The organism is Candidatus Nitrospira salsa (assembly GCF_965152625.1).
In genome coordinates this window covers 1,351,319-1,375,525 of record NZ_CBCUCO010000002.1, presented here as the reverse complement: position 1 = coordinate 1,375,525, position 24,207 = coordinate 1,351,319, and the positions used below count along the sequence as shown (strand labels likewise).

Below are 24,207 nucleotides of genomic sequence, written 5' to 3'. Positions count from 1 at the left end.
ATTCTATGGTCTCGTTTCTATCATCTTTCGAACTTTCGCTATCAAAACGTCAATTTGATAGGGTTTTTGAAGGAAATCGTACCTTCCCGTTCCTTGGAACCGTTTTGACGCTTCATCTTCGTTATAACCACTCGAGAGAATGAATGGGACATCATGGCTGAGTTGGCGAATTTCTTTGAAGAGCTGAGCACCATTCATTCGGGGCATTGTGAGATCGAGGACGACGAGTGTGATTTCGTGACAATATCGTGAGTACATCTCGAGTCCGGCTTGTCCATCACCAGCGGTCAACGCGGTCAATCCCATTTCTTCGAGTATAAGTTGAGACGCCAGTCGAACATCTTCTTCATCGTCGACGACTAGTACGGTTCCTGTGCCTTTCCAGCAGAGGTCAGGAGTTACTGATTTTGTTTTGGGAGATGATGTTATGGGGAGAGCAGGAAATAGGAGACGAAAGTGGGTACCTTCTCCAGTGCGACTGGTGACCGCAACGGCGCCGTTTAGGGTTCTGACAATTCCCAGCAAGGCAGCTAAGCCTAGTCCTCGTCCCGTAAACTTCGTAGAAAAAAATGGATCAAAAATTTTGGGTATCGTTTCTGAATCCATACCAGAACCCGTATCACCCACATCAATATAGATTCCATGAGATGATGGGAGATCTCCTGTGACATACCAGCCTTTCCTTTGACTGGTCTGTGTACTCACTGTGCCTGTGGAGATGGTAATGTTTCCTCTGTTGTCTCCAATCGCTTCCGATGCATTAGTCAGAACGCTGATGATGAGTTGCCGTAATTGCGAAGGGTCCGCTTCAATGTGGGGCACATCATCTGCGAGATCATAATTCAATGTTGCGTGTTTGGAGATCGAGAGTCGAAGTAAATGCGCCATGTCTTTAATGAGCCGTGTGATATTGATGCTTTGGATAATCGGTTTGCCTTTTCCGGCATAGGTAAGCATTTGATTGGCGAGTTCCCCACCGCGAAGTCCGGATACCTTAATCTGCTCTAAATGTTGGCTGGCGGGAGCATCGGGGCCAATTGCTCGAAGCGCGAGACCGGCTCGTGCCACAATGGCCATGAGTAAATTATTAAAGTCGTGTGCAATACCCCCAGCTAGTACTCCCAAGCTTTCAAGCTTTTGGGCATATTGCATTTGTGTCGTCAGGCGTTCTCGTTCCTCTTCGACCTTTCGGCGTTCTGTCAGGTCACGGAGGCAACCCAAATAGCTTGTTTGGCCTTCCCAGGTTACGCTGACAATTCGTACTTCAACCGGAGTGCTAGTTCCATCTGGATTGACGAGGTCAATTTCTGTTGTTTGTCCGGCCGCGATGGGAAAACCGATTGGAGTTCCGATGAGGTCTTCGGCTGAACGTTGAAATAATTGACAGGCAGCCGTGTTGGCGTAACTGATGTTTCTGTCGTGAGTCACAATGACCATCCCATCGATATTGTGTTCGACAAGGGCGCGAAATTCCTGTTCGCCGGTCTTTTGGTGTGATGAAGATTCAGCCATGCGCACCGGACATAAATGTTGAGTGTGTGGAATTGGAGGAAAGGATTGTGCCGAATAGTGAGTTCTTTATCATGGCCATTCGTTCCACGATCAGATGTTTGTTCAGTATGCCCGTGTATGTCGAGAGCATGTCGTTTAGGTTCGCAACTATCAATTGAACGGCTTGAGTTTAATACTCAATGGGTACTTGCTCAGAAGATTGTAGCTCCTCATTGTGCATTGTGAGAATATCGCCGCAGATCATGAGTCCTGTTGTAAAAATATGAAGTCTGAAGATTAGTATTCCGACTACCGTGGCAGTTTCACGATTGTAAACCAAAAATCTTGAATGGCTTGGACCACTCGATGAAACTCTTCAATACCGACTGGCTTGGTTATATAACTATTGGCTCCTAAATCATACGAACGTTGTATGTCAGGATCTTCACTTGAGGTCGTGAGTATAGTGACGGGGAGTGACTTCAGGCTGTCATGGGTTTTAATCATCTTTAAGACTTCCCACCCATTTTTACGAGGCAGGTTAATGTCGAGAAGGACCAAGTCCGGTCGAGGTTTGTCGGTATAGGGGGGTTCTTGTCGAAGGTAGGTCAAGGCATGCTCTCCATTGGTGACCACCTCAAGTTCGATCGCTAACTTCGAGTTTCGAAGCGCATCCTTTGTTAAGAGGACATCTTCTTCGTCATCTTCAACCAACAAGACTGTAATTGGTTTTCCTCTTGTCATGATAACTTTTTTCTGATTCTACCTCGGTAACCTCTTCGGAGCGCTGAGTCTGTCTGGCGAATGTCAATGGCCGATGGCAATTAATGATGAGCGTAGTCAAAGGGAAGTCGCAGGGTCGAAAACCAAAACTCGTGTATGGCTTGGGCGAGCGTCATGGCTTCATCGATATTAGACGGTTTCTTGAGACAGCAATTCACACCGGCGGCATAACATGCGTCAAGACGTCGTTGGTCATCAGATCCGCTATAGACGATAATGGGAATCATGCAGAGTGCAAGGTTTCGGCGTATAGCGTGAATGACTTCAACGCCACCAATGTCAGGAAGATGAAGGTCTAGAATAATTAGGTCAGGCTTGTTTTTTTGTTTACCGTGAGAAAGATGATGAAGATAGGGGATTGTCTCACTTCCTGTATGGATTGCCGATATGTGAAAATTGAGGCTCGTGCGCGTCAAACATTCTTCCAAGATGAGAATGTCATCAGCATCATCGTCAATGATCAAAATGTGACGAGTGCGAATGGACATCTGGTTAGGTTCGAGACGGCAATTTTACAATTGAAAACCAAAAATTGTCGATGGAGCTGACCACTTTTGTGAATTGGTCGAGTCCAACTGGTTTGGTGATGTAGCAATTCGCCCCAAGTTGATATGTTTTGAGTACATCTTCTTCTTGATCAGATGTGGTCAGGATAATGACTGGAATTGAGCGTAATGAATCATCCTGCCGCATTTCCGCAAGGACTTCACGGCCGTTTTTCTTTGGAAGATTAAGGTCGAGAAGTATGAGGTCTGGTCGAGTGGCTTCAGTATATGGTGGTGTTTTCCGTAAATAGAACAAGGCCTGTTCGCCATCTTCGACGACTTGAAGATTGAGTGTCACTTTGGAGGATTTCAGGGATTCCTTGGTTAGCTCAATGTCTTCTTCATCGTCTTCAACCATGAGAACATGAATGGGGTCTGCTTGACGTGACACAGGGATCCTCTCGGTTAAGTGAAAGTGATAAAGGCAATGTAAGAACGGCAGAGAAACTGGATATGAATCGGTATGATGGTAAAGCGTAACATACGATGAGAATAGACGGAAGGTCTGTTCTGGGCCTGTAGGGTAATTTTCTCATTCTTTTACAAGACTCACGTGAGTATTCTTAAGGCTTTTCTGTGCTCGAGATTCGGGAAGCGTGAAAAAGAAAGTTGAGCCTTTACTGAGTTTTGATTCAACCCAAATATTCCCTTCGTGCTGTTCAATAATTTTCTTGCAAATGGCCAATCCAATGCCGGTGCCGGCGAATTCTTGTTTCGTGTGGAGTCGTTGAAAGATGACGAATATGCGATCTGCATATTGTGGGTCAATACCAATTCCATTATCGCGGATTGCAAATTGCCAATAGTCATTGATTTTTGTTGCAGATATTTCAATCAGAGGAGGCTGTGGTCCATGATACTTCAAGCTGTTGCTAATTAAGTTTTGGAAGAGTTGTTCGATGTGAGTGGCATGAGCTTCAAGGGTTGGAAGCGCCCCAATCGTGAGTGTCGCGTGGCTCTCGGTAATGGCCGACTCCAAGGTGTTTTTTACGTTCTCCACTACGACTTGAAGATTGACTAATTCTGCAGATTGCCCTCCACGTGCGACACGAGAATACAGCAAGAGATCCTGGACGAGGGCTTGCATGCGCATGGCGCCGCTGACAATGGGGGTAAGGAGTTTTTCGAACTCCGCCGGTAATTGGTCTTTAGCACGTGCGCGCAATAATTCAGAGAAATTTCGAATTTTGCGTAATGGCTCTTGAAGGTCATGGGAGGCGACATAGGCAAATTGTTCTAATTCAGCATTCGATCGTTTCAGATCTTCAACGTGTTGTGCCAAGGCTTCCTCGTTCATTTTTTCATGCGTGATATCAAAATTGACACCAGTCATTCGTATGGCCTCTCCCGTTGTGTTGCGATTGATGCCGGCAAAGGCTTGAATATGGTGAATAGAGTGGTCTGGCCAAATTACTCGAAAGTGTGAGTGAAAGTGGGTTTGGCTTCGTAGAGATTCTTGGAGTTCTTCCTGGACACGTGCGCAATCATGGGGATGCAGTGCGTTTGCCCAGGTCTCATACGTGACGTGAACAGAATCTGCAGAAAGACCATACAGCGTATACATTCGTTGATCGAAGGTTAACTTGTCGTTGGTGATATCCCAGTCCCAGATGCCGATCTCGGCAGATTGTGTGGCAATCTGCAGACGCTCAGAGAGTTCTAAGATTTCATTTTGATATCGCTTTTGCTCGGTGATGTCACGAAATGTGACAACGGCCCCCTCAATCTTATTCTCATTATTACGAATTGAGGTACAGGTGTACTGGGCAGAAAAGTTAGTCTTGTCTTTTCGCCATAACACTTCATCTTCTACATGATAGAGGGCTGCATCTTTGAGTGCTGTGCTCGTTGGGCAGTCTTCTTGTGGATAGGGCGATCCATCTCGCTTGGTGTGATGTATTGTGGAATGCATTGGGACGCCTAGAAGCTCTTCGGGAGCATATCCCAACATCTTTGCCGCCGCAACATTCACGAAAGTAGTATTTCCCTGACAATCGATTCCGTAAATTCCTTCACCGGCAGATTGGAGAATAAGTTCTTGGGTTCGATGAAGGTCCCGTAACTCTTTTTCTGCATGCTTTCGCTTACTAATATCAATGACGGATGCGAGGACATAGTCGCCTTGGTCGGTGATCAAGGGGTTGAGCCCAATTTCAACAGGAAACTCGGTCCCATCCTTGCGCAACCCAAAGAGGTCACGTCCACTACCCATGCTGCACGGTTCAGGGGCACTAAAGAAGGCGGTACGTTGTTTGGGATGATTTTGACGGAATCGTTCTGGGACGAGGGTATCAATGGAGCGATTGATTAGATCAGAATTCTTGTAGCCAAATTGTTCACAAAGTAAGGCATTTGCCAAGAGTATCATGCCAGTGCGATCAATTAAGACGATGCCACTGGGAGCAGCTTCAACAATCGTTCGAAAGCGTTTTTCGGCTATTTGAGCGGATCGACTGGCTATTCGTTCGAGGACTTGGAGCTGTAGTAATCGTTTGATACTCCATGCGAGAAGGACTAGCAGCGTTAAAAGGATGATGACCGATACTGCGAACTTCCATAAGATACGATGAGATGAGGACAGAATTTCATCGAGATCCCGATGAACTAAGATTCCCCAATGTAACGTTGATGCCAACCCACTGCCCTTCATTTGGCTATATCCGGTTAGGACCTCAATGTTTCTTCGCCGATGGCGTTCTTGAACAAACCCAACCTCTCCTTTCGCGACAGCCTGAGCAGACGGGACTTTCAGGGTTTGAAGATTGACTGACTCGAGTTTTTCGGGACTCGAATCGAATAACACCAGACCATCATTGCGAAGCAACTGCCATTCGAGCATCGATATGGTGTGGTATTGTTCACGCAAAACGGTAGTTTGTCGGTTGAATTCTGCCGCTAAATAATCAAGAGAAATGTACGCAAATATTCCTCTTCGAGAACCTGGTTCGGTGTTGCTGGCTGGTTTAATGATGCTGGCAATCATGAGTGCCAAGCCATCGCCTAAAATATTTCTGACCTTCACATCTTCGATGTAGATACCAGTTGACTGTTGAATCGCTTGAAATGCTGAATCGTGATTCATCATGATTCCAACGGTTGCCGGGATGGACGAAGCGATAACCTGTCCCTTTTCATCCGTGACACCAAGCCAGCTATAGGCTGGATAGATTTGTTGGAAGAGTTGTAAGTGTTGAGTGATGACGGCATGGTCACTGGTCGCCATTATCGGGGTATGAGCTAAGACGTTAATATCGGCTTGACGTTCAAATAAAATTCTGTCGAGTCGTTTTCCTAACGCTGAAGAAATCGTCGCTAACGCCTTTCCTTGCTCCGTCACGGTATTTTGCTGAACTACAGAGAATGTGACACCGCTGATAATGACGATCACGGCGATAATACTGCCGAACAGAATCGATAACCATAATTGGAGGCGATTCTGTGGAATGGGGTTATTTGGCTCAGAAGAAGGTGTCTCGATCGTCATAAGCTTCGTGATCTTGTTTCCTCAGAGTGTTGAACGGTCGCCGGTATTCCCAATGACTTACGCGACGTGGTTTCAATATGTATCAGTAATTGAGCAAATCCTGTACCAGCCTGGATTAATGACTTGTTCCTAGTTCGGTGTATGCGATGAATTTGACTAATAGATGGAGAGCCATCTGTCAGTCGAAAAACATAAAGACAGGAGAGAATGAAAGGTTATGAATGGTCGTCGAGGATAAAGAGCGGCTGACGAGTCATGATAAAGCGATAGATGAAACCTACATATTTTTGAAAGTATGAATACGTATGATCATAATGGGTTCTTTCTCATTTATCAACGAAAATTTTGTCGTGGGTTTTTTCCTTGCTTGTCGGTCATTGGATTACAACTATTGTTGTTTCATCAAGTTCCGGGCCATGCGTGGCGGCTGTCTTGATATTGAGTCGTTGGCCTGTTCGTTAGGACAAGGTGTAGGACCGTTCTGGGATCATTGTGAATACACCAGGTGTCCGCGGTCTAACCATCAGAGTGAAAGGATTGCGATATGGTGAATGGCAACGGTCGAATTAAAGGGAAAAGGTCTTGCCTCCTTGCGGCACCTTTTTCTCTAGTGGTAACATAAATCCGATAATGTTGATTGATTGAGGAGGACTCATATTTTTTATGGCGAATATTACATTACTTGTATCGAAAGCATGCAATGCTTGTCCTGCAGCGAAAACGCTGTGGAAGGGCATGAAGGTCAAGTATAGTTTTACCTATCGCGAGATCGAAATCGATACGGAAAATGGTAGAGAATTAGCTGAGCGACATTCTATTCGTGCAACACCGGCAACGATTTTGAATGGCAAGCTCACCTTCATTGGTGTTCCAACACGCCAAGCGGCAGAAAAAGCTCTCGCCGCGAAGATGAAACTAAAAGAGACATAACGACAATGGCAGACACACATACAGAAGGCAGTCGACCATTTGGAATGGATGAAGATGATGAGGATTTTGAAATCCCCATTATCCCAGTCGTTGAGGCCGGCCCTCCACCAGAATGCCCGTTTTGTGGTGATCCAATGAAATTTAATGATGGAGATTGGGTGTGTAGTGATTGTAATGGTGAACTCGTTGGGCCAGAAACCGGGTAAGTGTCATTGTTGTTTGTCTCGCAATATCCTATGCTGTTTTGTGCAGGTTAAGAGAATCGACGATAGTTGCTTGTTTGTAGAGTTTTCCCTTTCACACATTTCCCGTCCCCGTATCATTATCTTCTTCTGACTTTAGACTTTTCCATATTGGTTGCACATGTTTCACCTTGTGACCGGACCATTCCAACCTGTTTTAGAACCATCTCTCGTCGAAGAGATTCGAAAACAGAAATCTGCCAATTCCTACACCCCTCTGGCCATTATCGTTCCATCAGAAGTTCTTCGTCGCCGTCTTCAGTGGCTGCTTTGTGTTGAGCAGGGGTTAGCCCTCTATGATGTGCACTTTCTCACGTTTCATCAGTTAGCGCTTCGCTTGTATGATGAGCTGATTCCGCAGGTCCCATCTACTACTGAAGCGCCAGCCTTTCGATTGATCTCAGAGTTCACATTTCGACAGTATCTAGAGTTCATACTGAGATCTCAACAGGCAGACTTGCTGCCGGCGAGTGAATTGAATCTGTCGCCCGGTTTGTGTGCCGCGTTGTGGTCGACAATCCGTGACCTCAAAGATGCAATGATTCCTCCGTCCGTGATTCGGCAAGCTGTTGATGAAGGCCTTTTTGAATCCGGGGGAGATGACGGACTCCGAACGTTATGTTCACTGTATGAAGCCATGGCTGTCATGACACAGCGATTACAGGTTGGCGGCCCGGATGATCTGACGTCATTGGTGATCCCGCATGTTCCGCATTCTGCATTTCTGGCTCGACTCACGCGTATCTACTACTACGGTTTTTATGATCTCACACAAATTCAACTGTCGTTTTTTGAGACGGTGACTCAATTCGCAGATGTCAGTGTCTATTTCCCCTGTATTGATGATCCGGCTTTTGCGTTTGCTCGACGATTTCATGATCGTCATTTGTTGGCAGGGGCTGTCCGCGGTGAGACATCTGAATTGTCAGCACATTCTGTATTTACACAATCTCAAAGTCCGATGGGTCGTCGGTCGGTCAAAGTGATGAATGCGGTTGGAGCGGAAGATGAACTAACGCTGGCCTGTAAAGAAATCCTAAATTTGAGGGAACTTCATGGATATCGGTTTGAAGACATCGGCCTTGTGACTCGTTCGCTGGAGGCCTATCAATCCATGCTCAACCGTCTCTTTGAACAACATCGAATTCCGTTTACGTCGTCAGCTGTACAGCCAATTATTCACGAGCCGGGGATCAAACTTCTTCTACAACTCGCTGACCTGCCTGTCAATCGATTTCCTGCCAGTGACATGATCGATGTGCTCAGGTCTCCACACTATCAGGTCGGCTGTGGCAAGCAGGCACAATCGTTATGGCATTCAGATCGGTGGGATGAAATTATTCACACGTTAGGAATTGTGCGTGGAATAGAGCAATGGGCGAGGTTCTCGACTATCGTAGAGAGGGCTGCCTGTCATGTTGATGACGGTGGGTTCGTAAAAAATAGCACATTGTCTTCACCTATTTTTCTTGCCTCGGCACGCGAATTAGACCGGCTGGCACAGGAACTCATCGATGATTGTGGGGCATTACCATCGCTGGGACATGTCGCGGAACTGACTGAAGCGTACAAGCAGTTGATTGAAAAGCACTTGTCATTATCAATCCGGGGTGATGCGGGGCAACCTGGTTTTGCAACCGTTTCCGATGAGTCCCTGGCTGAATCAATTCAACATATTTTTGAGCTACTTAAACAGCTTGATGGGGTTCAAGAGACGATCACGTGGGCAGAATGGACTCAGGTTTTACAACGTGTCATTCAGGAATGTTCGCAACCTCTTGCTCCGGGGCCGTATCGCGGCGTTCGTGTACTTGATGCAATGGCGGCTCGTGGGTTGCTATTTCGTGCCGTGATTATTTTGGGTCTCAATGAAAAAGTTTTTCCACGGTATATCCGAGAAGATGCTTTTTTGCGAGATGGACACAGAAGAGTCTTGGCTGAAACATTAGGGTATAAAATCGATGAAAAACATGCAGGTTATGACGAAGAACGACTGTTGTTTGCACTTGTTCATCGGGCTGCACAGGACCGACTCTATCTTTCCTACCAACGTGCGGATGAGGAGGGGCGTCCATTAGCTCCATCCTTATTCCTTCGGGAACTGGCACGATACGAGAGTTTGGACCATCCTGTTCCGGAGTGGTCACTTGCCAGACGGTTTTCAGATAGGCTGGAGGATCACCTTTTTCGAGACAGCATCCTCACACGTGAGGAACTTGCCCTGAAACTCATTCAACAAGGACGTGATCCTTCTGTACTTCTTGATCACGCGGACCGGAACTCATTGATCTTTCAACAAGGAATGTTTGCGATCGCTGCCATTGAACGTCCCATGACCATGCCCGGTGTCCATGATGGCATAGTTGGGCCTATCGATGCACATTGGCAGCGTTTGACGGTTCAAGGTATCTCGCCGACTTCTCTTGAGCACTATGCTCAATGTCCCTTTCGCTATTATGCCTCTCACCTTCTTGGAATGAATGATCGGCGAAATCGCAAGACCGAAGAATTGCCGGTTTCGGTTATGGGACTTCTCTATCATGCCGTGTTGCAAAAGGTCTATGTGCGATTCATTCAAGATGGATGGCCAGATCAACAGTCATCCTCACATTCCACGCGGTCCCTCATTGCTGTGCTCATCGATGAGGTGTTGACGTCACATGCGGCGACAGGCTTCACGGGGTATTGGCTAATGTGGCAGCTTTTCAAGGATGTCATCAACGAATTAGTGATGGAAGAAATTGACACGAGTCAACAGGAATATTTGATCAGTGGGTTTCGTCCATTTGCTGTTGAAGTGAAGGCTGAAGGGCATGTTGATCTGTCGGATCCCAAGTTGAATTCGCTTAAGATCCATGGCCGGTTAGATCGGGTGGATCGTCACCAGACGGCTGAAACCTTTCGTATCGTCGATTATAAATTGAAAGTCAGTTCACAGCGACAGCCCCAAGAGAGAGACTTACTGGCTTCAGGAATTAGAGGGTACGCTCTTCAGCCTCCTTTGTATTCATTAATGTCTGTCTTGAATATTCACGATGATACGGCTGAATCTCTCCAGCCCTTTCGACCGGAATCTGTCGAGTTTGTCTATCTGGCGCCCAATCGAGAAATTTCGGTAGCCCGCGCGGTGTTTGACCGAGCGTCATGGATTTCAAATGCAGGACCACAACTTCACAAAACACTGTTGACCCTTGTTCATGGAATTCGCGAGGGCGAATATTTCATCCTTCCTGGTGAGTATTGCAAACATTGCCCGGTATCGACTGCCTGCCGGCGGTTCCATGAGACGACGTGGATTCGGTCGTATCGATCGAGTCAGACCAAACAGATTCGTCAAATGAGAAAGCAAGAGATTCTCCGTGATTGATTCTTCAACGATTTCAGATTTTTCCGTTCGTCGTTTGGCGGAGAGCAACTTTGAGCAAAATGTGGTGGTGGTGGCCGGTGCAGGTACGGGGAAGACGACGCTCTTAGTGAATCGGTTGTTGTCAGCGTTGTTGCGAGAGCCGAATCCCATTCCAATCACCAAAATTGTTGCTCTCACGTTTACAAACAAGGCGGCGACAGAAATGAGGATGCGTCTTCGAGACCAACTGATTGATCTCGTGAATTGGGATCAGGCAGAAAGTGAGTCTGCCCTTGTTCATAGTCAAATGTTGCGATATCAGGAAAGTTTTCGACTTTCGTCCAATGAGATAGTCGCGCGAGCTCAAGCCGCATTAGAGGATGTGGAACACGCACAGATTGGGACTTTGCATAGTTTTGCCGCACACCTTCTTCGACTGAATCCCTTAGAAAGTGGGGTGCCGCCAAACTTTCACGAAGATGATGGTTCTCGATTCAATGAATATTTCACGCGTGAATGGGATGCATGGATTGATGATGAACTCGGACAATCTGGAACGCAGCATGAACGATGGAGAACGCTTCTTCCACGTATCCCGCTTGGGTCTTTTCGTGAGTTGGCATTTAATCTTTCACTTGATACGTCTTCGCTTGATCTGTTGTTGGAACAAACGAAATCGACTGAGGTTTCAGGCCGTCTTCGTGAGTGGTTCAGTTCGCAACGCGATTGTGCGAAAATGCTGTTGACATCGTATGCCGCACCCAAACCACGAAAAGTTGAACGAGCACTGGCTGTTGCAGAACAGGTGTTGACTGTTCTTCTTGAGCAGGGGGTGGATGGTGTGAAGACCTTTGGCAATACAGACAAGGACCTGTTGTCTGCCAATTTAGGGAAAATGCCGCAGGGTTGGCTGGAAGAAGATTTTTCCAACGCCCGTGCCTTGATTCGTCTCGCGCAATCAATCTTTGCGGTTGACCACTCGCTCATTCACGACCTTCTTGAGACCTTGATCCCTTTCGTGGCGAATGTTCAACAGCAATTTATCAATGATGGATGGATAACCTTTCAGGAACTCTTAATCCGTGCTCGAGCGTTACTTCGTGATTATCCTGCCGTGCGTGAACGTCTCAAACACGAGTATCATGCGATCTTAGTAGATGAATTTCAGGATACTGATCCGATTCAATATGAAATCGTGTTGTATTTGTGTGAAACACGAGACGCCTGTACATCGGATTGGCGGTCCGTTCAGTTGACTCCTGGAAAACTCTTTATCGTTGGCGATCCCAAACAATCCATTTATACCTTTCGTGGTGCTGATCTTGAGGCGTTTGATCATGTCCTTGGAAAAGTCTTGAGTGACGGAGGTGTCGTGTATGAGTTAACGACTAATTTTCGTAGTCATGGTCAGATCCTCACTGTGGTGAATGATGTGTTTGATCGGTTGTTCCAACCACGGGAACATATACAGCCAGGAAATATTCCGTTGACGCTATTTTCGTATCGTCACGATATGCTTCACTCACCAGGAGTAGAACTCCGTCTTGTTCAGACCGAGGAAGAACAAGAGGATGTTGATGCTTCTACGGTGACTCGGCTGGAAGCGGAGCAACTGGCTCGTTGGATGAAAGAAGAATTACTGACAGGTGAAGTGACCATAGAAACCGCAGGAACGTCTGGGCCTGTGAGGCCCGGACATATTGGGTTGTTATTTCGAAAGCTCACCCAGGCTCACGTGTATCTTGAAGCCTTGCAACGACATGGAATTCCCTATATTACGGATGGTGAAAAACATTTTTATCGAAGACCGGAAGTTATTGATTTGATTAACGTGCTCCGTGTACTTGATCAACCGGGCGATGCCATTGGGATGCTCGGAATTCTACGCTCTCCCATTGGAGGGTTGAATGATCGAGAGGTCTACGATCTGCGACAATTGAATGCGTTTGATTGCCGTGATTCCGCACAACTTGATCGGTGGGAGGGTTCTCAAAAACAGACGATCAAGCAGCTCTATGGCACGCTTGCTAACTTGCATGAACAGGCATTTCTGTATCCACTGGGGCAGGCCCTCGACCTCATCTTCACTCGCTTACCAGTCCTTGAACTGGCGATGGCGTCCCGGCATGGAGAGCAGGCTGTGGCGAATCTACAAAAAATTCGATCAATGGCAATGGATATGGAGGATCGACCTTCTCTGACGCTCTCAGGATTTGTGAAGCTGCTCGTGACTAGATTACATGAGCAGCCGAGTGAGGCAGAACGGTCGCTTGCCGAAGAATCCCTTGATGCGGTTCGAGTTTTGACGATTCATAAGGCGAAAGGGCTGGAGTTTCCCATTGTCATTTTGCCTGGATTTCATCATGGTTCCCAGGCAGGCTCTGATGGCCCATCAGTCTCGTGTGATTGGGCAACGGAAGTTGTTGGAGTGTCTATTGGATCATATACGTCATTAGGGCGAGTGCTGACCAAAGAGAAGATGCGGATCAAAGAAGAAGCTGAACAGCGGCGTTTGTTGTATGTTGCCATGACTCGGGCGCGAGAACGTTTGGTGTTGTCTGGTGGGGCTCTTAAACGGCAGGCGGCGGGAACCTTTCTTCGTCTTCTTCAAGAAGTCACGACCGATACCGTGGGGAGTCATGATTGTGAACATCTGACTCTTCGTTCAACATCTATTCCTCAGACATTTATCGCGTCATCTGATGCGCAGGAGGCTAAGGCAGGTCCGATGACTTACGAATTAACAGATCCGATGACTCTGGAGCCTTGGTTTCAGAGTTGGACGGTACGAGACGGTGCGTGGAAAGAACATATCTCAAGCCCAACCTATCTTACGCCAACGTCTCGCAAGAATTTTGGGGCACACATGGAGAAATCTGAGGATATAGAAAGCAGGCGTCGTGGACGAGGGACGTTAGTCGGGAGCCTCACTCACCGTGTACTCCAACAATGGGACTTTTCTCATAATCATCATAGGCTCAAACGGCAGGTTGTCGAAGTGTGTACGCGGGATATTCTTGACGATTGGGAGAAGGAGCGAGATGACATTCAAGGTGAGGTGTATGAAATGTTAAAGACGTTTTTTTCCTCTCCCGTCTATGAGGTGCTTCAGCGCGCCACCATAGTAGGTCGTGAAGTCCCATTTACCATTCCCTGGGATTGCGTGCGGAACTCTGAAATGGCTATAACTGACACGACATGTGTGATGGAAGGGGTCATTGATCTTGTGTATGAACTCGACCAGCAGATTGGAATTGTTGATTATAAAACTGATCGCATAGAAGAGAAGGATATTCCTGTCCGTATGCGATCCTATCAAGAGCAAGCAGCGATTTATAAACATGCGGCCCGACAGTGTTTGGGATTGCATGAGGTGCAATGTCAATTTATTTTTTTACGTCTTGGGCAAATGGTTCACGTCTAAGAATGCGCAGAAAGAAGAGGTGTCAAATGAATGCGAAGCAGATTGGATTGTTGATGATCATCATCGGAGGCCTGGTGAGCGGGCCTGGCTGTACGAGTCAACCTGATCCGATGCCTCAACGGGTGTTGGATGCCCCAAGCGGCACACATCCAACGGCTTTAACGTCAATCAATAAGGGTAATCTACGATTTTCTGAAGGACAGTGGGAAGCCGCAATCGTGGAGTTTGAGCAAGCTGTGCACGCTGATCCAGAATTAGCGGAAGCGCACTACAATCTGGCTCTGGCTTTAGAGCGGCTCGGAGATCCAGAACGAGCAAGACAGCATTATATTGAGGCCGCCAATCTTGCTCCAGGGAATAAGGTCATCTGGAATTCTCCTCCGTTACGTCGTTACGGCAATGTCCCTGATAAACCAAGGGAGAATACGACGGCTCCCGTACTGCCAGGTATTGGTGGAGGCGGAGGAATTGGTGGATATGGCGGAGTAGGCAGTTGATGATGGTGTTATAGCGAATCCAGTTGCTTTCAAGCTGATAGGCTTGGACGCGATAGGCTGGAAGGCCTTGCATTCTTCACAGATTTTCAACGTCGATCGTTCAATCAGCCATTTCACATACGGTTTAAATGTGTCCAAGTCCAGTTGAGGAAAAGGAAGCCTAGGCGACGATTGTTGTATGCCTCTCACAGGGATGGAGTGGTTGCCACATGGTGAGAACGGTTTGTCTCTGGAGTGTTAATGAAAAGTCGTCTAGACTGCGCCTCAAGCACCGGTAATTATTTGAAACGGCTATAAGCCGTCTTTGATGTCCAGTATCCTCTGAGTAACATGATTGTCCCTATCAGAATCATGGGGAGACACAACAGTTGGCCCATAGTCAATGTATTGAAGAGGAATCCGATGTGGCTATCTGGTTGACGAAACTGTTCGATAAAGAATCTCGCGAATCCATAGCCAATTAAAAAACTCCAGAAGATCGTGCCGGGAGGTGTTTGTCGCCGATTGATCACGGTGAGTATCAAAAACAGTAAGAGACCTTCGAGCAGAGCTTCATACAGTTGAGATGGGTGTCGGCAGGCAGGTCCACCTTGTGGAAAGACCATGCACCATGAGACATCCGTTGCCCGTCCATACAATTCCCCATTAATAAAGTTTCCCAACCTTCCAAATCCTAACCCAATAGGTACGGCTCCTGCCGCCAGGTCAGCAATGGATAATAGCGGAAATCCTCGGCGGTGACTAAATATCCAAAGCGCGACACAGGTACCGACAAGACCGCCATGAAAAGACATGCCGCCTTCCCATACGGCCAAAATTTTCAGGGGGTTCTCTATGTAAAATGCTGGATTGTAGAATAGGATGTAGCCTAATCGTCCTCCGAGAAAGACGCCAAATGCGGCAAAGACGATGAGGTCGGAAAGTTGTTCGGCTGATAAGGAAAGATTTTTATGTGAGGCTCGTGATTTGATGAGAAAGTAGGCGGCCCCGAGCCCAAGAAGGTACATGAGGCCGTACCAACGAAATGCTAATGGTCCAAGCCGAAAAAAAACGGGGTCAATTTCCGGGTAGGGGATGGCGAACACATACTCCATTACAAATAAATTCCTTTTCGTGATAAGGGAAAATCAACAATGGTTTTCATTAGCTCGATTGTCTCGCAACGAATAATACGAAGCGTATTCAAAGGCATTCTGCCATGGTCTGCATAGTAGGTATGACGAAAATGGATTGCAAGGGCGACATACGCTCGCAACGCGAGTGCAGAGTTGTGGGGGGATCGGGTGAGCCTAAAAAGGCATTGTAAGATTTTCGCTTCCCTAAGTCCTGCAATCGTTATTTTTTGATGAACCTGTGCCTGTTAGAAATCGAAGCGCAGGGCTAGTCTTTGCTTACATAGAGGTCCAAACTATAAATTTTATGTGTTGATTCCTCATGCGCGATAGAAGGCCAGATAGAAATATCTGGGTACTTTTGAAATTATAGATGGGGATTATTTTGAAAATGCTCAAGGCATGATTGGGATAAGAATTTCAAGTAAATATATGATCACGCAAGAATCACAATGATAATTTACAATATATCGAGCAAGTAAGAACGTAGAGTTATTCGACTTTATTGCCTTAGATAGGAGATTAACGAGACCGCGCGATGAGACATTGACGTATTGACATGATCGAGGGCAAATAATAGTCTTTTAAATCAATGGTTTAACCCAGGTAATGATAAGGAAACACAATTACTTTATAATATTCTACATAATGCGGCGAACTCGCAACTTTCGCTTTCATATTTTTCAACGAATCTCATACGAAGTCAGGAGCATAAAATGGAATGTCCACGGTGTAAAGGCGTGATGGTGAGCGATAGATTTGAGGATGTTGCAGATGATACAGGTGCATTAAAGTTTTCAGGGTGGCGTTGTATTCTCTGCGGAGAAATTTTGGATCCTGTCATTTCTGCTAACCGACAATGTCATCACGAACCGCTACTTGGTCGGTCGCGAAAAAAGTTTGCCACACAACTTGGATGATCCCAATGCCAGCCCGTAATGCCCGTCAATTCATTCATTGAAGGTCGTGCCCTGCTACATCGTCTACTCGTGTCCTGAAGTCACTGACACAGGGAGATGATAATTGCTACTTTCCCGCCCTCGCCACGTGAGGCGCGGGTGTCATTCTATAAACGATTTTTCGAGTAAAGGGAGTCTAAACGCATGTCTGAAGAAAGTTCGAAATCCAGTGAACCATCAGTTGATTCAACCGCACCGATAGATAATCCTATTCCAGGGGTGAAGCATGTGATTGCTGTGAGCAGCGGAAAGGGCGGGGTTGGGAAATCGACCGTCACGGCTAATTTAGCGGTGGCTTTAAGTTTAGCCGGTCAAAAAGTTGGGTTGATGGATGCTGATATTTATGGTCCGAATATTCCTACCATGATGGGCATTACTCAGCCTCCGGGAAAGGATGATAAAAAAATACTTCCAGCAGAAGGCTATGGCGTCAAAGTCATCTCCATGGGGTTTTTTGTTCCAGAAGAAACGCCGGTGGTATGGCGAGGTCCGATGGTTCACTCAGCGATCCAGCAATTTTTTCGTGATGTCGTGTGGGGAGAGTTGGATTATTTACTCATTGATTTGCCGCCGGGCACCGGAGATGTGCAGTTGACGTTGGCGCAGCTCGTTCCAATGACCGGTGCGATTACCGTGACCACTCCGCAGGAGGTTGCCCTGCAGGATGTGCGTAAAGGCATTGTCATGTTTCAAAAAGTGAATGTGCCTATCTTGGGAGTGATTGAAAATATGAGTTATTATGTGTGCGGGCATTGCGGTGAACGAACAGACATTTTTTCACATGGTGGTGGGGAGCAGGCGGCTCGAAAGTTTGAAGTTCCCTTCCTCGGGAGTATTCCGCTGGATCCTGAGATTCGTCATAGCGGAGATGTGGGCAAACCAATCGTGATCGCCAACCCTTCATCGCCACAAACGGAAGCGTTGAAGGCGATCGCGGCAACGCTGATTGAGAAAACCATGCGCTCTTCATCTGATGATCAGGAAGGGGCCCCATCGATCTCAAGCTTGTTGCAAAAAATTAAAAAGCCATTGGACAAGAAGTAATTTTTGCCATTCTCTGAAACTGTCAGGAGGAAGCGTAATGGGTGACCTTATCTCAATTGCAAAAACGGAACAGATTTCTCCAGGAAGCGGGTTTGTCGCAGAAGTTCAGGATAAAAGTTTTGCCGTATTTAATCTTGAGGGATCGTACCGTGTGATCGATAATACATGTCTCCATCGCGGAGGTCCGTTAGGCGAAGGTGATTTGGCTGGAGAGATTGTGACTTGTCCATGGCATGGGTGGGAATATAATGTGAAAACGGGAGCCTGTACAAATAACCCTGCCGCGTGCGTAAAAACCTATGAAGTCATTGTTGATGGCTCAGACATCAAAATTGAAGTGTAAGGAGAAATAGTCAACGGTTTCAACGCGTCTTCTGCTGAACCTCATGTCCAGACATATGATCTGTTCCGTGTTGCGCTGTTGTTCTTCCATGTCGTGTGACCCGATGCAGGACTTCACGGAGCTCGCCTAACTGAAAAGGTTTTGCGACCATTCCAAGAAATCCAAATGCGGTATACCGTGAGAGCAGAGAGTCGTTACAGTATCCACTGGCAACGATGGCTCGAACCTCAGGGTCGATCTGCCGAAGTTTTTCCAACGTGTCTTTCCCCCCTAATCCTCCTGGAACCGTTAGATCGAGAATGACGGCAGAATAACCTTGCTGCGTGGATTTGGCTTGTTGGTAGCGAATGATCGCATTATCACCATCTGGAACGCTTTCGACTTCATAGCCAAGGTGATTAAGCATTTCTTCCAACAGCAAGCGGACAGAATCATCATCATCCATGACAAGAATTTTTCCTGCTCCCATTATCGAGGGGGGTACGGTCATGTCGTCTGTGTTCTCTTGGCTTGACGAAGCCGGTAAATACACCCGTAGTTGGGTTCCTTGACCCAACTCGGATGACACTGTCATCGTGCCTCCATGATTTTTTGTCACAGAATAGGCAGTGGAAAGACCTAGGCCGCTTCCTGATTGTTTTGTTGTGAAATATGGGTCGAAAATTTGAGTCAGATAATCTGCAGGGATTCCAATTCCTTGATCTTCCACGACGATTTGTACATAGCGTCCATAAGGTATGGCGATCTTGTGCTCAATGTCGTTCGGACGAAAAACGACATTTTTAGCCCGGATGGTCACCATGCCTCCTCTCGGCATGGCTTGATGCGCGTTGAGAACCAAATTATGGATAACATGACTGAGTTGTTTTCTGTCTGCGTCAACCTTCCACAGATCGACGGGGAGATAAACGTGGCATCGACTTTTTGTCCCCCGTAAGGCAAAGGTCACTGATTCGGTCATCATTGGTTCGAGATTAATGGGTTTTTTGACTGGTGCCCCGCCTTGCGCAAATGTGAGCAGTTGTTGTGTGAGACTTTTTGCTCGAAGTGAAGCTTGCTCGGCTTCTGAAAGGTACCCGTAGGATTCGGTCCGAGGGTTGAGTGAAACCTTTGATAGAGAGATGTTCCCAAGAATACTCGTGAGCAAGTTATTGAAGTCATGCGCAATGCCGCCAGCCAAAATCCCGAGAGATTCGAGTTTGCTGGCTTTTAACAATTCTTGATCAACACGAATGCGGTCTGTCATATCGCGAAGTACAAGCACAACGCCGAGTAGGGTTTTATCATGTCGTTGAATTGGCGCGGTGCTCGTCGCGACGGTACGTTCGACTCCGTCTCGGGAAAACAGGAGTCGGTGTTGGATCGGATGAAGCGTTTTCCCAGTATCAAGGACTTCCTGAACGGGGTTTTCCCTAAATGTCATATTATGTTGCTGGACGAGATTGATCACCTTTTCAACTGGCTGGCGAATCGCTTCGAGTTGTGTCCACCCTGTCTGTGTTTCTGCGACATGGTTCATGGACGTAATGCGTCCGCTCGTATCCGTGGTGATCACTCCCTCGGCAATGGAGGCTAAGGTGATAGCCAGACGCTCGCGTTCCGTATTTAATTCTTCTTCAGCAGCTAAGAGACGACTCTCCCGTCGAAGCTGTTCATAGGTATGAATGACAACGGATGGGAGCAATTCAAGAAACATGTCGTCTTTGATGACATAATCGCGTGCACCACATTTCATCATTTTTACCGCAAGCCGTTCATTGCCATGTCCAGTTACGACAATAAAGGGCGGTAATTGTTGGTGTTCTTCCAGAGACTGAATGAGGTCGGCTCCATGACTATCTGTGAGTTGGAGGTCGAGAAGCATGAGGTCTGCGTGCTGTAGGGAAAGCCATGTGAGGGCTTCAGCGCAACTTTGAGCGACGATGGTGGTAAAACCTTCTCGATGCAGATATTTTTGAATGAGAATACTGAGGCCGGGGTTGTCATCTACCACCAGAATCGTGAATGCCTGTCGATGCGTATTCATGCAAGCGCCCCTTCCGAGTCAGGAGTGAGAAAAATGTTGTGTTCTAGGAGAATATCAATGAGTACAGAAGGACTGCAGAAGTAGATGAGGAAAGGGTATTGGGGCGTATTGAAAAAGAAAAGGTATGCGAGAAATATCGAAGTGCTGTACCTCCTAACTGATGATGAAGGTTATTCTGTTTAATCAACAAAAGAGAGGCAATAAGTTTGAATCTTAGCTGATCAGGTCTTCTGGTTCAATAGACAACATTTCTTTGATGTTCATTTGGTTTCTATCTTGGTACAAAAAAGGTGTGAGCGTTTCGTCAACTCTATCTGAGGCCCAGGATTGTCATGTATATATTTTTAACAATAGATTGGGTAGGAAGTGAGTCTGTAGTACAATGTGTAGGGGAGAGCCGTAAGAGTAAATAGAGCGTAATGGACATCGTCTGTCTTGGCATGTACGCCGTCTCTGCTGAGTTTGGATAGGTTCATGTACCACATGAGAAAACATTTCATGAGTTTCTTGCTCTGAACCGTATAGCCTGGAAACATCTTTATATCCTAACCCATTGGAGGAGGTGGAGTTGGAGGAAGGCGGATGTGGACAGAAGCAGGAAATTTACCATGAAATTTGCTATGTGTCTGGGTACGATTTCCCATCAGTATGCTCATGGTGTTTGACGAACAACATGCTCCAGTTCGTCGTTTAGGATACATGAGGTTTTTCGTTGTGACTGAGTAGCGTCATTTCTAGGTTTCCTGTTACCATTTATTAAATCCCCTCGATCATTCCTGTTTGTGGCCACGTTTTCATTTGTATGACGATTAAACGAATACTGCTCTTCATTCCTTTTATCCTTACCGTCTTTCTCCTTCAATCATACTTCTGGGTTCCCACATACGAAAACCAAGCGGCTGGGAACCCCAACCGTCTTGTCACGTATATTGAGGGATCTGCTGCTGATGCAAAAATACTTAACCCTATCTTAAATGCAGATCTTCCGAGTGCCATTATTACGAATCATATGTTCGAAGGATTGTTAGACCTGGATGAGGATTTAAAGTTGCGCGGTCGTCTTGCGACAGATTGGGCCATTACGGAAAAAGCGTATCTACTGGTTCGAGATTCATACCGTTTCCCTGATGGAAAACCTGTAACCGGTCAGGAGCTGGTGCGCCGATTGACGCGTCGCCTTAATCATCGGTCTCTTGCCGATGTCCGTTCCCATGTCATCTCAATCCGTCTTTTGCCTCCCGAAGAACGGAATGAAGTCGTGTCGTTAATGGTAAAGGATGAAGATGGGAATCCGTCGATTGAAAACATCTCCCTGTCAATCAATGTTCCTGAACGAATTGAGTTTGTGTTGGATCATGTTGATCAAGATCTCTTCCGGCATTTGGCTCCTGTCGTTGGGGAATGGTATTGGGACGATGTGGCTTATGATCAGTATGTATCGATCCAGTCTGAAATCGCTCCAGAGCTTCAAAGCAAACTCGAGGCGAAATTCCCGAAATTGTTGCCCGTCAGTGAGCATAATCCGCATATTCTTTTTCATCTTCGAAAAGGCGTACGTTTTCATGATGGACACGAATTTGACGCAGGTGATGTCAAATTTACCTATGATGCCATTATGGACTCCAAAAATTTGTCGCCGCGGACATCGAACTTCGAACCCATCAAGTCGGTGGAAGTGGTTGATGCGCATACGGTCAATGTCGTCTACAAAAGACTGTATTCGCCAGCGATTGATGCATGGACGATGGGGATTCTGCCCGAGCATCTCCTCAATCAAGAGGCCATGAATCAGGAAATGCAGGAGCGTGAATTGTCGGAAGAGGCTCAAGCAAATTTTGGGATGCGCGACAGTCTCTTTAATCGACAGCCGATCGGGAGCGGCCGTTTTCAGTTTGTTGATTGGCAAGGGGATGAGTTTATCCAGCTTCAGCGATTTGAAGCCTATTGGGACGGGCCGGCTGAATATCATGAATACTACATGCGGGTGATTCCCGACTTGTTGACACAGGAAATGGAATTTTTGTCCGGAGCGATTGACTATTATGTCGCTCAGCCTCATCAGGTTGCGCGATATAAAGATGCTCCGTCGTATCAGTCATTTTCCAGTATGGGGTTTGCGTATACGTACATTGGTTATAATAACCGCAAGCCCTTATTTGCCGAGGCGAAGATTCGGCGAGCGTTGGGCATGGCCGTGAATGTGAAGGATTTTTTGAAGTATGTCGTGTATGGAGAAGGCAAGCGAACGACTGGACCGTATTCTCAAAATACCGAATGGTATGATCAGACAATTGAACCGCTTCCCTATGATCCCCAACGAGCCTTAGAGTTGTTTGAAGAGATGGGATGGCGGAAAAATGCCGACGGGTGGTTAGAGAAAGATGGAAAGCTCTTTGAATTTAATCTCATCACCAACAGTGGCAATCCCATTCGACAAAATATTATGACCATTGTCCAAAATGCTTGGAAGAAAATAGGCGTCAAATGTCGCACGCAATACTTTGAATGGACGGTGTTTTTAAAAGACTTTGTGAATACCGGAGAGTTTGATGCGGTGGTCCTGGGATGGAGCATGGATATCAATCCTGATCTTTATCAGATCTGGCATTCCAGCCAAGCTGGGCCGCAACAGCTGAATTTTGTGGGATACCGCAATCCTCGGGCTGATGAGCTGATCGTGCGTATTCGGCAAGAATATAATCGCGACCGTCAACGGAAGTTTGCTCATCAATTGCATCAAATTATTCATGATGATCAACCGTATACCTTTTTGTATGCCCCGCTCACGACGCTTGTCCTCGATAAGAAAATTGTGCTTGTTGACAAGGATGAAAATGGGGCAGAGACGTACTCCAAAATTTATCCAACGAAGTCAGGTGATGTATCGGTGTATTTTCATAAGTGGAGGAAGCTCGCGTTCACTCCAGATTTTTAATGAAAACGAAAGGGCAGGGGGATCGCATTTCTTTTTGATTTTTCTTGCGTATAATCATGGAACGAATATCGATATAAGATCATGTGGACTTTCATTACACGCAACGTTCTCCAGCGTCTTGTCCTGCTCGTCATTGTGTCGATCGTGGCGCATTCCGTGATACATCTTGCCCCAGGAGAGCCAAGCGAAGTGGATCCGGCCAATCCAAGAATGAAGCCTGAAGACATAGCCAGGATTCGAGCGGCCTTTCACTTAGATGATCCGCTGTACCTTCAGTATGCTTACTGGGTCCAGGACTTAGTGAATGGTGAACTGAAGTCCTTTAAAGATAGCCAGCCTGTTTTACCAAAAATATGGCATCGTTTTCTGAATTCACTGCCGCTTTTTATCTGTGCCACATTGCTGATTTGGACATTTGCCTTTCCAACCGGTATTTACGCGGCCATGCGACGTGGTGCCGTGTATGATCGGTCAAGCACGTTGGTGGCCTATGCCCTGATTTCCGTTCCAGGATTTTTCTTGTCCTATATTATGATCCTCTGGATTGTTGAAGTCTTTGGTGTTCCAGTCATCGGGATGAAAACCTTTGGGATGGAGGATGCGCAACCGGCGTTTCGTCTAATGGACCGCGTGTGGCACCTAGTCATTCCTTCGTTGATGTCCGCGGTCTTGGGCGTGGCGGTGTTGTCTCGATATGTCCGATCGCAAATGTTGGAAGTCATTAGTCAAGACTATGTCAGGACCGCTCGGGCCAAAGGGTTAGAAGAGGATGCGGTGGTCTATGGACATGCCTTACGGAACGCTTTACTGCCCTTTGTGACGATGTTTGGATTACTGCTCCCTGGTCTAATTGGTGGATCAGTGATCTTTGAGCAGATTTTTGCGTGGCCCGGGTTAGGGCGTCTTGGATACGAAGCGATTCTTGCCAGAGATTTCCCGGTCATTTTAACCATCAACTTCATTGCGGCCGTGTTGACCCTTGCAGGAACGCTCTTGTCAGATATTTTATATGCTGTTGTGGATCCTCGGATTCGACTGCAATGACT

The 24,207-nt window shown here is 46.7% G+C and carries 17 protein-coding genes; 10 read left to right on the top strand and 7 right to left on the bottom strand.

The window, feature by feature from the left end; translation table 11 throughout:
* Positions 1-3 precede the first annotated feature (3 nt).
* From ACWQXP_RS08140 to ACWQXP_RS08120, 5 genes are all read right to left on the bottom strand, one after another.
* On the bottom strand, positions 4-1,512 hold the full coding sequence (locus ACWQXP_RS08140; protein ID WP_454062324.1) for a hybrid sensor histidine kinase/response regulator: 1,509 nt from the start codon (positions 1,510-1,512) through the stop codon (positions 4-6).
* 288 nt (positions 1,513-1,800) lie between these two features.
* The gene (locus tag ACWQXP_RS08135; RefSeq protein WP_454062323.1) at positions 1,801-2,235 is read right to left on the bottom strand and encodes a response regulator; all 435 of its coding nucleotides are present in this window, start codon (positions 2,233-2,235) and stop codon (positions 1,801-1,803) included.
* An 80-nt stretch (positions 2,236-2,315) separates the two neighbouring features.
* The gene (locus ACWQXP_RS08130) at positions 2,316-2,762 is read right to left on the bottom strand and encodes a response regulator (protein ID WP_454062322.1); all 447 of its coding nucleotides are present in this window, start codon (positions 2,760-2,762) and stop codon (positions 2,316-2,318) included.
* Positions 2,763-2,766: 4 nt separating this feature from the next.
* The gene (locus ACWQXP_RS08125) at positions 2,767-3,177 is read right to left on the bottom strand and encodes a response regulator (protein ID WP_454063009.1); all 411 of its coding nucleotides are present in this window, start codon (positions 3,175-3,177) and stop codon (positions 2,767-2,769) included.
* 174 nt (positions 3,178-3,351) lie between these two features.
* Positions 3,352-6,303 (bottom strand): PAS domain S-box protein, encoded by a 2,952-nt coding sequence (locus ACWQXP_RS08120; protein ID WP_454062321.1) that lies wholly within the window; start codon positions 6,301-6,303, stop codon positions 3,352-3,354.
* A gap of 663 nt (positions 6,304-6,966) precedes the next feature.
* Here ACWQXP_RS08120 and ACWQXP_RS08115 point away from each other — a divergent pair.
* The 5 genes from ACWQXP_RS08115 (at position 6,967) to ACWQXP_RS08095 (ending at position 14,742) form a co-directional block, all read left to right on the top strand.
* On the top strand, positions 6,967-7,233 hold the full coding sequence (locus ACWQXP_RS08115; RefSeq protein ID WP_454062320.1) for a glutaredoxin family protein: 267 nt from the start codon (positions 6,967-6,969) through the stop codon (positions 7,231-7,233).
* 5 nt (positions 7,234-7,238) lie between these two features.
* On the top strand, positions 7,239-7,439 hold the full coding sequence (locus ACWQXP_RS08110) for a hypothetical protein (RefSeq protein WP_454062319.1): 201 nt from the start codon (positions 7,239-7,241) through the stop codon (positions 7,437-7,439).
* Positions 7,440-7,596: 157 nt separating this feature from the next.
* Positions 7,597-10,842, top strand: coding sequence for a PD-(D/E)XK nuclease family protein (locus tag ACWQXP_RS08105; RefSeq protein WP_454062318.1), 3,246 nt, complete (start codon positions 7,597-7,599; stop codon positions 10,840-10,842).
* Positions 10,835-14,245, top strand: a complete 3,411-nt coding sequence (locus ACWQXP_RS08100) for a UvrD-helicase domain-containing protein (RefSeq protein WP_454062317.1) — start codon at positions 10,835-10,837, stop codon at positions 14,243-14,245. The genes ACWQXP_RS08105 and ACWQXP_RS08100 overlap by 8 nt, the downstream gene beginning before the upstream one ends.
* 26 nt (positions 14,246-14,271) lie before the next feature.
* A complete protein-coding gene (locus ACWQXP_RS08095; protein WP_454062316.1) occupies positions 14,272-14,742 on the top strand; it encodes a tetratricopeptide repeat protein in 471 nt (156 codons plus the stop codon).
* A 278-nt stretch (positions 14,743-15,020) separates the two neighbouring features.
* Here the strand turns inward: ACWQXP_RS08095 and lgt are convergent, their stop codons facing one another.
* Positions 15,021-15,818, bottom strand: coding sequence for a prolipoprotein diacylglyceryl transferase (gene lgt / locus ACWQXP_RS08090; RefSeq protein ID WP_454063008.1), 798 nt, complete (start codon positions 15,816-15,818; stop codon positions 15,021-15,023).
* 752 nt (positions 15,819-16,570) lie between these two features.
* On the opposite strand from lgt, the gene ACWQXP_RS08085 reads away from it, so the two are divergent.
* The 3 genes from ACWQXP_RS08085 to ACWQXP_RS08075 all read left to right on the top strand — a co-directional run bounded on the left by ACWQXP_RS08085 (position 16,571) and on the right by ACWQXP_RS08075 (position 18,200).
* Complete coding sequence (locus ACWQXP_RS08085; protein WP_454062315.1) at positions 16,571-16,774, top strand: hypothetical protein; 204 nt, start codon at positions 16,571-16,573, stop codon at positions 16,772-16,774.
* A gap of 183 nt (positions 16,775-16,957) precedes the next feature.
* Positions 16,958-17,857 carry an Mrp/NBP35 family ATP-binding protein gene (locus tag ACWQXP_RS08080; RefSeq protein ID WP_454062314.1) on the top strand — a complete coding sequence of 300 codons (900 nt, stop codon included), beginning with the start codon at positions 16,958-16,960 and terminating at the stop codon, positions 17,855-17,857.
* A 37-nt stretch (positions 17,858-17,894) separates the two neighbouring features.
* A complete protein-coding gene (locus tag ACWQXP_RS08075) occupies positions 17,895-18,200 on the top strand; it encodes a Rieske (2Fe-2S) protein (RefSeq protein WP_454062313.1) in 306 nt (101 codons plus the stop codon).
* 19 nt (positions 18,201-18,219) lie between these two features.
* Here the strand turns inward: ACWQXP_RS08075 and ACWQXP_RS08070 are convergent, their stop codons facing one another.
* On the bottom strand, positions 18,220-20,226 hold the full coding sequence (locus ACWQXP_RS08070; RefSeq protein ID WP_454062312.1) for a response regulator: 2,007 nt from the start codon (positions 20,224-20,226) through the stop codon (positions 18,220-18,222).
* A gap of 802 nt (positions 20,227-21,028) precedes the next feature.
* Here ACWQXP_RS08070 and ACWQXP_RS08065 point away from each other — a divergent pair.
* Together ACWQXP_RS08065 and ACWQXP_RS08060 are read left to right on the top strand one after the other, a co-directional pair.
* Positions 21,029-23,161 carry an ABC transporter substrate-binding protein gene (locus ACWQXP_RS08065; RefSeq protein ID WP_454062311.1) on the top strand — a complete coding sequence of 711 codons (2,133 nt, stop codon included), beginning with the start codon at positions 21,029-21,031 and terminating at the stop codon, positions 23,159-23,161.
* 81 nt (positions 23,162-23,242) lie between these two features.
* A complete protein-coding gene (locus tag ACWQXP_RS08060; protein ID WP_454062310.1) occupies positions 23,243-24,205 on the top strand; it encodes an ABC transporter permease in 963 nt (320 codons plus the stop codon).
* Positions 24,206-24,207 lie beyond the last annotated feature (2 nt).

Coding starts and splice junctions, on each gene's coding strand:
- ACWQXP_RS08065 (WP_454062311.1), top strand. CDS start 21,029: ATGACGATTAAACGAATACTGCTCTTCATTCCTTTTATCCTTACCGTC.
- ACWQXP_RS08140 (WP_454062324.1), bottom strand. CDS start 1,512: ATGGCTGAATCTTCATCACACCAAAAGACCGGCGAACAGGAATTTCGC.
- ACWQXP_RS08125 (WP_454063009.1), bottom strand. CDS start 3,177: ATGGTTGAAGACGATGAAGAAGACATTGAGCTAACCAAGGAATCCCTG.
- ACWQXP_RS08110 (WP_454062319.1), top strand. CDS start 7,239: ATGGCAGACACACATACAGAAGGCAGTCGACCATTTGGAATGGATGAA.
- ACWQXP_RS08080 (WP_454062314.1), top strand. CDS start 16,958: ATGTCTGAAGAAAGTTCGAAATCCAGTGAACCATCAGTTGATTCAACC.
- ACWQXP_RS08095 (WP_454062316.1), top strand. CDS start 14,272: ATGAATGCGAAGCAGATTGGATTGTTGATGATCATCATCGGAGGCCTG.
- ACWQXP_RS08060 (WP_454062310.1), top strand. CDS start 23,243: ATGTGGACTTTCATTACACGCAACGTTCTCCAGCGTCTTGTCCTGCTC.
- ACWQXP_RS08075 (WP_454062313.1), top strand. CDS start 17,895: ATGGGTGACCTTATCTCAATTGCAAAAACGGAACAGATTTCTCCAGGA.
- ACWQXP_RS08085 (WP_454062315.1), top strand. CDS start 16,571: ATGGAATGTCCACGGTGTAAAGGCGTGATGGTGAGCGATAGATTTGAG.
- ACWQXP_RS08070 (WP_454062312.1), bottom strand. CDS start 20,226: ATGAATACGCATCGACAGGCATTCACGATTCTGGTGGTAGATGACAAC.
- ACWQXP_RS08135 (WP_454062323.1), bottom strand. CDS start 2,235: ATGACAAGAGGAAAACCAATTACAGTCTTGTTGGTTGAAGATGACGAA.
- ACWQXP_RS08130 (WP_454062322.1), bottom strand. CDS start 2,762: ATGTCCATTCGCACTCGTCACATTTTGATCATTGACGATGATGCTGAT.
- ACWQXP_RS08105 (WP_454062318.1), top strand. CDS start 7,597: ATGTTTCACCTTGTGACCGGACCATTCCAACCTGTTTTAGAACCATCT.
- ACWQXP_RS08115 (WP_454062320.1), top strand. CDS start 6,967: ATGGCGAATATTACATTACTTGTATCGAAAGCATGCAATGCTTGTCCT.
- ACWQXP_RS08120 (WP_454062321.1), bottom strand. CDS start 6,303: ATGACGATCGAGACACCTTCTTCTGAGCCAAATAACCCCATTCCACAG.